The sequence below is a fragment of the Thauera aminoaromatica S2 genome (assembly GCF_000310185.1).
Classification (GTDB): domain Bacteria; phylum Pseudomonadota; class Gammaproteobacteria; order Burkholderiales; family Rhodocyclaceae; genus Thauera; species Thauera aminoaromatica.
Window position 1 is genome coordinate 1 of the sequence record NZ_AMXD01000154.1, and the last position, 8,281, is coordinate 8,281.

The following is an 8,281-nucleotide window of genomic DNA, read 5'->3' on the forward strand; positions in this document are numbered from 1 at the left end:
CTGGGGCGACCGCCGTCGTGCCGGCCGCGGCGACCGGCGGGATGGCGGTCGACGCGGTGGCCGCCGTAGCCACATCGGCCGCCGTCCCGGCGTCGAGCAGCACGCGGGCCGAAGGCCGCCCGACGAGCGCGAGCGCCGCCACCCCGGTGACCTCCATCGGCCAGCGTGCGAAATAGCGGCGCTGGCCGCCCCCCGCCGCGGGCCTGCCGATCGCCACCAGCTCGACCGCGATGCGCGGCCCGCCACCCGACAGCTCGATGCTCGCCGGCAGCCGCGCCGGCCAATCCGCCGCGCGGCCCTCGCCGATCACCACGACTTCGAAGCGCTGGCCCGGCACGACCTGCGGGCTGGAGGTGGCGAGCAGCCAGTCGGCGGCGAACGCGGCCGGCGCGGCCAGGGCGAGCGCGCCGGCGAGCAGCAGCGGGCGCGGGGAGGAAGTTTTCGGCATGGCGATCGCCTGGCGGGAACGAAGGAAACAAAGCGGGGCAGCCCCTCGCAGGACTGCCCCCGGGAAAACGCCGCGCGAACCTCCTCGTGCGAGGCTCGTGCGGAGGCGGCGCCGAGCGGCGCCGCCGGCAGGCATCAGGCCCCGGCGTTGCGCGACTCCTTGGCATCGACCACGGCGAGCGCGGTCATGTTGACCAGGCGGCGCACGGTGGCCGAGGGGGTCACGATGTGCACCGGTTTGGCCGCGCCCAGCAGGATCGGACCCACCGAGACGCCGTCGCCATTGGCCACCTTCATCAGGTTGAACGAGATGTTGGCGGCGTCCAGGTTGGGCATCACCAGCAGGTTGGCCTCGCCCTTCAGGCCCGAATCCGGATGCAGCTTGTCGCGGATCTCCTCGGAGAGCGCGGCATCGCCGTGCATCTCGCCATCGACGTTGAGGTCGGGCGAGGTCTCGCGCAGGATCTCGCAGGCGCGGCGCATCTTGCGCGCCGAAGCCGAGTTCGAGCTGCCGAAGTTGGAATGCGACAACAGCGCCACGCTCGGCTCGATACCGAAGCGGCGCAGTTCGTCGGACGCCATGCGGGCGATCTCGGCGACTTCCTCCGCACTCGGGTTCTCATTCACATAGGTGTCGGTGATCGCCAGCATGCGCTTGGTGAGCAGCAGCAGGTTCATCGCCGCGAACTGCTTGGCGCCCGGCGCCAGCCCGATCACGTCCGCCACCTGCTTGAGGTGGTAGTCGTAGGAGCCGAAGGTGCCGCACACCAGCGCATCGGCATCGCCGCGGCGCAGCATCATGACCCCGATCAGGGTGGTGTCGCGGCGGATCTTGGCTTTGGCCAGGTCGGGGGTGACCCCGTCGCGCTTCATGAGCTTGTAGTACTCGGTCCACAGCTCGCGATAGCGCGGGTCGGACTCCGGATTCACGATCTCGAAGTCGCGCTCGGGCTTGAGGTTGAGGCCGATCTTCTTGATCCGCATCTCGATGACCTCGGGGCGACCGATGAGGATCGGACGCGCCAAGCCTTCGTCCAGCACCACGCGCACCGCGTGCAGCACGCGCTCGTCCTCACCCTCGGCGTAGATCACGCGCTTCTGCTCCAGCGGCACCGCCTTGGCGGCCGAGAACACCGGCTTCATGACGATGCCGGACTGGTAGACGAAGGCGTTGAGGCTGGAGGCGTAGGCCTCGAGGTCGGCGATCGGCTTGGTCGCCACGCCCGAATCCATCGCCGCCTTCGCCACCGCGGGCGCGATCTTGACGATCAGGCGCGGATCGAAGGGCTTCGGGATGATGTACTCGGAACCGAAGCTGAGCTCCTGGCCGCCGTAGGCGCTGGCGACGATGTCGCTCGCCTCGGCCTCGGCCAGCTCGGCGATCGCCTTCACGCAGGCGAGCTTCATCTCCTCGTTGATCGTGGTCGCGCCGACGTCGAGCGCACCCCGGAAGATGAAGGGGAAGCACAGCACGTTATTGACCTGGTTCGGGAAGTCCGAACGGCCCGTGGCCACGATGCAGTCCGGACGCACGGCCTTGGCGTCGGCCGGCAGGATCTCGGGGTTCGGGTTGGCGAGCGCGAAGATCAGCGGCTTGGCAGCCATCTTCGCCACCATCTCGGGCTTGAGCACGCCCGCGGTCGACAAGCCCAGGAAGACGTCGGCGCCGGCGATCACGTCGCCCAGCGCGCGGCCCTCGGTCTTCTGCGCGTAGCGCGCCTTGGTCGGCTCCATGTTGGGCTCGCGGCCCTCGTAGATGACGCCCTTGGAGTCGCACACATAGATGTTCTCGCGGCGCAGGCCCACGCTGACCATCATGTCGAGGCAGGCGATCGCCGCGGCACCGGCGCCGGAGCACACCAGCTTGACGTCGGCGATGTTCTTGCCGACCACCTTGAGACCGTTGACCAGGCCGGCAGCCGAAATGATCGCGGTGCCGTGCTGGTCGTCGTGGAAGACGGGGATCTTCATGCGCTCGCGCAGCTTCTTCTCGATGTAGAAGCACTCGGGCGCCTTGATGTCCTCGAGGTTGATGCCGCCGAGCGTGGGCTCGAGCGCGGCGATGATCTCGATCAGCTTGTCGGGGTCGTTCTCGGCCAGCTCGATGTCGAAGACGTCGATGTTGGCGAACTTCTTGAACAGGCAACCCTTGCCTTCCATGACCGGCTTGGAGGCGAGCGGGCCGATGTTGCCCAGGCCGAGCACCGCGGTGCCGTTGGTGACCACGGCGACGAGGTTGCCGCGACTGGTGAGCTCGAAGGCTTCGGCAGGGTCGGCGACGATCGCGTCGCAGGCCGCGGCCACGCCGGGCGAATAGGCGAGCGCGAGATCGCGCTGGTTGGTGAGGCCCTTGGTGGGCACCACCGAGATCTTGCCGCGCGTCGGCGAGCGGTGATAGTCGAGCGCTGCGGTGATGAAATCCTGATCCATGTTCTCCCCTCTCGTGTCTATGAGGTAATCGATATGAGGTCGTCGAGGCCGGGCCGGAATCGCGACGCAGCACCCGCCCTCCCGGGGCTTGCAGCCCGGGACGGAGGACCTGCTCGGGAATCGAACGCAGACCTGCTTGTTCTTGTTGGCGTCGTCCGGCTCGGGATCGCCAGCGACCGACGCCCCCGAAGTGTACTCCAGCACCCCGGCCTTGGACACGCCCGCCGCTTATGCGCAGGATCACCCTGGAATCGGGCTTTGCCGGTGCCTGGCGCGCCGGAGGCGCCGGTTTTTGGCAGAATGCGGGGCCGGCGAGCAGCCGCGCGCACATGACGACAGGGGAGAAGGCGATGCGACGGGTGGTATTCAATCAGAAGGGCGGTGTCGGCAAGTCGACGATCACCTGCAACCTCGCGGCGATCGCCGCCGCCCAGGGCAAGCGCACCCTGGTGGTGGACCTCGACCCGCAGGGCAACTCCACCCAGTACCTGCTCGGTGCCGGCGTGGACGTCCTGGATGCGACGCTCGCCGATTTTTTCGACCAGACGCTCAACTTCAAGCTCAACCCGCGCGGCACCAAGGACTTCGTCGTCGCCACCCCCTTCGAGCGCCTGCACGTGATGCCCTCGCATCCGCAGCTCGAGGAGCTGCAATCCAAGCTCGAGTCGCGCTACAAGATCTACAAGCTGCGCGATGCGCTGGAGGAGCTGGCGAAGGACTTCGACTGCGTCTTCATCGACACCCCCCCGGCGCTCAACTTCTTCACCCGCTCGGCGCTGATCGCCGCCGATGCCTGCCTGATCCCTTTCGACTGCGACGAGTTCTCGCGCAAGGCGCTGTACTCGCTGCTCGCGAACGTGGAAGAGATCAAGGCCGACCACAACCGCGCCCTCGAGGTCGAGGGCATCGTGGTCAACCAGTTCCAGCCGCGCGCGAGCCTGCCGCAAAAGGTGGTCCAGGAACTCATCGACGAGGGTCTGCCGGTGCTGCAGCCCTACCTGTCGGCCTCGATCAGGATCAAGGAATCGCACGAGCAGGCCAAGCCGATGATCCACCTCGACCCCAAGCACAAGCTGTCGCAGGAGTTCGTCGCGCTGCACGACACCCTGGCGCGCAAGTACGGCACCTGAGCCTCGCGCTTTCCGCAGGAGCGACGCGAGTCGCGATCCGGGCGCGAACCAAGTGCCGTGCCGACGGAACCGTGGCAATCGCGACTTGCGTCGCTCCTACGGGGCGACCGCGCGCTTCGACGTTTCCTGTAGGAGCGACGCGAGTCGCGATCCCGGCGCGAACCGGGTGCCGTGCCGACGGAACCGTGGCAATCGCGACTTGCGCCGCCTCCTACGGGGCGACCGCGCGCTTCGACGTTTCCTGTAGGAGCGACGCGAGTCGCGATCCCGGCGCGAACCGGGCGCCGTGCCGACGGAACCGTGGCAATCGCGACTTGCGCCGCCTCCTACGGGGCGACCGCGCGCTTCGACGTTTCCTGTAGGAGCGACGCGAGTCGCGATCGGCGGCTCAGGACCGACCGCCGCGCTCCACCTCCTCCCTCGCGCCCGCGGGCGCTCCGATCGCCGCAAGGCGCGCGAACTCCGACTCCTCCAGCCACTCGCCCCACACCGCCATCAGCACTGCCAGCACCACCGGCCCGAGGAACAGGCCGACCAGCCCGAACGCGGCCAGCCCGCCGAGCACGCCGAACATCACCAGCAGGAAGGGGATGCGGGTGGCATTGCTGATCACCAGCGGACGCACCAGGTTATCCACCCAGCTCACCACCAGCGCGCCCCACAGCAGCAGCCCGATGCCCTCGACGGTGTTGCCGGTGAGCAGCAGCCAGGCGCCGATCGAGCCCCACGCGAAGGGCGTGCCGAAGGGGATCATCGCGATCACGGCGGTGATCGCCCCCATCAGCACCGGTGCCGGCACGCCCGCCCACCAGTAGCCCAGCCCGGCGACGAAACCCTGGCCGATCGCGGTCGCGATCAGGCCCCACACCACCGCCTTGGTCATCCCGCCCACCGCGGAGAGATAGGGGTCCAGGCGCTCGCCGAGGAAGCGGCGCAGCACCGCCACCACCTGCTCGAGCACGCGCTCGCCGTCGCGGTAGAGGAAGAACACGGTGATGAGTGCGAAACCCAGCTTGGCCGCGTTGCGCCCGACGTCGCCGATCAGCGTCAGCGCGAGGTCGCTGCCCTGGCGCACCCACTCGGTGAGTTGCGCGCGCAGCGCCTCCGGCTCGCGGGTGAGCTCGCCCACCATCGCCTGCAGGTCGTCGCCGATCCACGGCAGCGTGCGGACGAACTCGGGCAGCACGAAGGCGCCCTCGCGGATCTGCGCGGTCACCGCGGCGATCGCGACACCGACCTCGGTGCGCAGCAGCATGCCGATCCACAGCGCGGGCAGCACGAAGGCGGCGCTCAGCAAAAGCGTCATCAGCAGAGCGCTGATCGTGGGATAGCGCGGTAACCGCGAGCGCAGCTGGCGGTAAGGCGTCCACGTGGCATAGGCGATGATCACCGCCCACGCCACCGGCACGATGAACAGGTGCAGCACCGCATAGCTCAGCAACAGCAGGCCGCCGAGCAGGAAGCCGAGGATGACGCGGCGGACGACCTTCTCCGCGACCTGGTCGATCATGCGGTCTCGCCCCGATCTTCCGGGCTGGCCTCCTGCTCGGCGCCGATCTCGTCGGCCGGCTCGGGCAGGCGGCTCGCCAGCACCTTGTCGATACGCTTGCCGTCGAGGTCGATCACCTCGAAGCGCCAGTTCTCCCAGGTGGCGATGTCGCCGGTGCCCGGCAGGCGGCCGAGCAGCCACATCACCATGCCCGACAGCGTGTGGTAGCGCCCCTTCTCCTCTTCCGGCACGGTCTTGATGCCCAGGCGGTCCTTGAGCTCGACGATCGGGATCAGGCCGTCGAGCAGCCAGGAGCCGTCCTCGCGCTGCACCGCCCAGGCCTCCTCGGTGTCGTGCGGTAGGAACTCGCCGGTCACCGACTCGATCACGTCGTGCAGCGTGACCATGCCCTGGATCTCGCCGTACTCGTCGATCACGAACACGGTGTAGGTGCCGGAAGAGCGGAACTGATCGAGCAGCTCCATGCCGGTCAGCGACTCGGGCACGTACACCGCAGGCTGCAGCTCCCTGGCGAGGTCGATCGGCTCGCCGCGCAGGGACTGGTTGAAGAGCTTCTTGGCGCTGGCAATGCCGAGGATGTCGTCGAGCCCGCCGCGGCACACCGGGAAGCTGGAGTAGGACGAGGACGCCACCAGCTCGAGGTTCTCCTCCAGCGGCCGCTCGAGGTCGAGCGACACGATGTCCGCGCGCGGCACCATCAGCGAGCCGATCTGGCGGTCGTCGAGGCGGAACACGTTGCGCACCATGTCGTGCTCGCTCTTCTCGATCACGCCGGCCTCGGAGCCCTCGACCAGCATGGCGTGGATCTCCTCCTCGGTCACGCTCGGCCCGGTGCTCTCGCGCTGGCCCATGATGCGCAGCAGCAGCGCGGTGGAGCCGGCGAGCAGGTAGACGAAGGGCCGCGAGGCGATCGACAGCACATTCATCGGCCGCGCCACCAGGCGGGCGATCCCCTCGGGGTCGATCTGCCCGATGCGCTTGGGCACCAGCTCGCCGACCACGATCGACACATAGGTGATCACCACCACGACCAGCACGGTGGAGCCGATCTCGCTCACCCGCTGCTCCATGCCGAGCACCTGCAACCAGTCGGAGAGCGGGCCGGCGAGCGCGGCCTCGCCGACGATGCCGTTGAGCACGCCGATCGAGGTGATGCCGATCTGGATCGTCGACAGGAAGCGGGTCGGGTCCTCGCCGAGCTTGATCGCCACCTCGGCCGCGCCGTCGCCCTCCTCGGCGAGCCGCGCGAGCCGTGCCCGACGCGCGGTGACGAGCGCGATCTCGGACATGGCGAAGACGCCGTTGAGGACGATGAGGCCGATCAGAAAGAGGATTTCCATGGGTTCGAGGTGGTTGAGAGAGGGGCGCCGGCGGGCACCCGGGCATGACGGGCGGGCCGAACGCCGCCGATGATGCCCCAGCGGACACGGGGTGTCGACCGCGCGACCACGCGCCACGCTCGCCCGCTGCTGCAGCGCAACACCACGAACCCCTTGCTCGCGGCAACCCGAAACGCCGGCGTTGACACTCCCGCAGTGCAACAGACACAATCCCGTTCATCAAGGGGAGTAGCTTTTCCGCTCCGGCATCGTCAATACGGCAGATCGGTCTTCAGACCGTCTCCCGGTGCCGGGGGCAACGAACGGATCCATTCGTTCGTTGCAAGCGAGACCTTGCCCGATGGGCAAGGTCCGTGCATCGCAGCGCGCCAGGGTCTGTGTCCGTCGGGAACAGACCTTTTTTGTTTTCTGCGGAGCGCGCGATGGAATCGATCGGAACGTGGTGGATGTGGGCGGCCTTTGCCGCCATCGTGGGAACGATGCTGCTTGTCGACTTGTTCGCCTTCGGTGGCGGCAAGCAACACCGGGTGTCGTTGAAGGAGGCGGCAGGCTGGTCGCTCGCCTGGATCACCGTGGCGATGCTGTTCGCCGCCGGGCTGTGGTGGTATCTCGACAGCACGCTCGGGCGTGCGGTCGCCAACGAGCAGACGACCGCCTTCGTCACCGGCTACCTAGTCGAGAAGTCGCTGGCGGTCGACAACGTCTTCGTGTGGATGATGATCTTCAGCTTCTTCGCGGTGCCGCTCGAGTTGCAGCGCCGCGTGCTGCTGTACGGCATCGTCGGCGCGATCGTGCTGCGCACGATCATGATCTTCGCAGGCAGCTGGCTGATCAGCGAGTTCCACTGGCTGCTTTACGTCTTCGGCGCCTTCCTGATCGTCACCGGCATCAAGATGGCGTGGTTCTCCGAGCACGACCCCGACCTGGACAAGAACCCGCTCATCCGCTGGATCCGCAATCACTACCCGATCACCGAGAAGCTCGAGGGCGAGCGCTTCTTCGTCGTGCGCGACGGCGTGCGCATGATGACGCCACTCTTTCTCGCCCTGGTGCTGGTCGAAATCTCCGACGTGATCTTCGCGGTCGACAGCATCCCGGCGATCTTCGCGATCACCACCGACCCCTTCATCGTGCTGACCTCGAACCTGTTCGCCATCCTCGGCCTGCGCGCGATGTACTTCCTGCTCGCCGACCTCGGCGACCGCTTCGAGCTGCTCAAGTACGGACTGGCGGCCATCCTGGTCTTCATCGGCACCAAGATGCTGATCGTGGAGTGGGTGAAGATCCCGGTGCTGGTCTCGTTGTCGGTGGTCGCCACCATCCTGGCCTGCTCGGTGTTCGCGAGCCTGTGGTACACGGCGCGCAAGGAGAAGGAAGCCGCCAGGATCAACGCGGGCTGACGCGCAGCGGGCGGGTTGGGGGCG

Annotated in this window: 5 protein-coding genes and 1 pseudogene; 2 read left to right on the forward strand and 4 right to left on the reverse strand. The window is 67.8% G+C overall.

The genetic code is table 11. From position 1 onward, the window contains the following. Positions 1 to 448, reverse strand: a pseudogene (locus C665_RS16835) (phospholipase A); the annotation flags it as partial. 134 nt (positions 449 to 582) lie between these two features. Beyond that, complete coding sequence (locus C665_RS16840; RefSeq protein ID WP_004323552.1) at positions 583 to 2,877, reverse strand: NADP-dependent malic enzyme; 2,295 nt, start codon at positions 2,875 to 2,877, stop codon at positions 583 to 585. 350 nt (positions 2,878 to 3,227) lie between these two features. Here C665_RS16840 and C665_RS16845 point away from each other — a divergent pair, with 350 nt between their 5' ends. Then, positions 3,228 to 4,007, forward strand: coding sequence for a ParA family protein (locus tag C665_RS16845; RefSeq protein WP_004323553.1), 780 nt, complete (start codon positions 3,228 to 3,230; stop codon positions 4,005 to 4,007). Positions 4,008 to 4,395: 388 nt separating this feature from the next. On the opposite strand, the gene C665_RS16850 is transcribed toward C665_RS16845, so the two are convergent. Both C665_RS16850 and C665_RS16855 read right to left on the reverse strand, forming a co-directional pair. Next, a complete protein-coding gene (locus tag C665_RS16850; protein ID WP_004323554.1) occupies positions 4,396 to 5,517 on the reverse strand; it encodes an AI-2E family transporter in 1,122 nt (373 codons plus the stop codon). Beyond that, positions 5,514 to 6,857, reverse strand: coding sequence for a hemolysin family protein (locus C665_RS16855; RefSeq protein ID WP_004323555.1), 1,344 nt, complete (start codon positions 6,855 to 6,857; stop codon positions 5,514 to 5,516). The genes C665_RS16850 and C665_RS16855 overlap by 4 nt, the downstream gene beginning before the upstream one ends. 422 nt (positions 6,858 to 7,279) lie before the next feature. Between C665_RS16855 and C665_RS16860 the strand changes: the two genes are divergently transcribed. Continuing rightward, entirely contained in the window at positions 7,280 to 8,257 is a 978-nt protein-coding gene (locus C665_RS16860) for a TerC family protein (protein WP_004323556.1), read from the forward strand. Positions 8,258 to 8,281 lie beyond the last annotated feature (24 nt).

Coding starts and splice junctions, on each gene's coding strand:
- C665_RS16840 (WP_004323552.1), bottom strand. CDS start 2,877: ATGGATCAGGATTTCATCACCGCAGCGCTCGACTATCACCGCTCGCCG.
- C665_RS16845 (WP_004323553.1), top strand. CDS start 3,228: ATGCGACGGGTGGTATTCAATCAGAAGGGCGGTGTCGGCAAGTCGACG.
- C665_RS16850 (WP_004323554.1), bottom strand. CDS start 5,517: ATGATCGACCAGGTCGCGGAGAAGGTCGTCCGCCGCGTCATCCTCGGC.
- C665_RS16855 (WP_004323555.1), bottom strand. CDS start 6,857: ATGGAAATCCTCTTTCTGATCGGCCTCATCGTCCTCAACGGCGTCTTC.
- C665_RS16860 (WP_004323556.1), top strand. CDS start 7,280: ATGGAATCGATCGGAACGTGGTGGATGTGGGCGGCCTTTGCCGCCATC.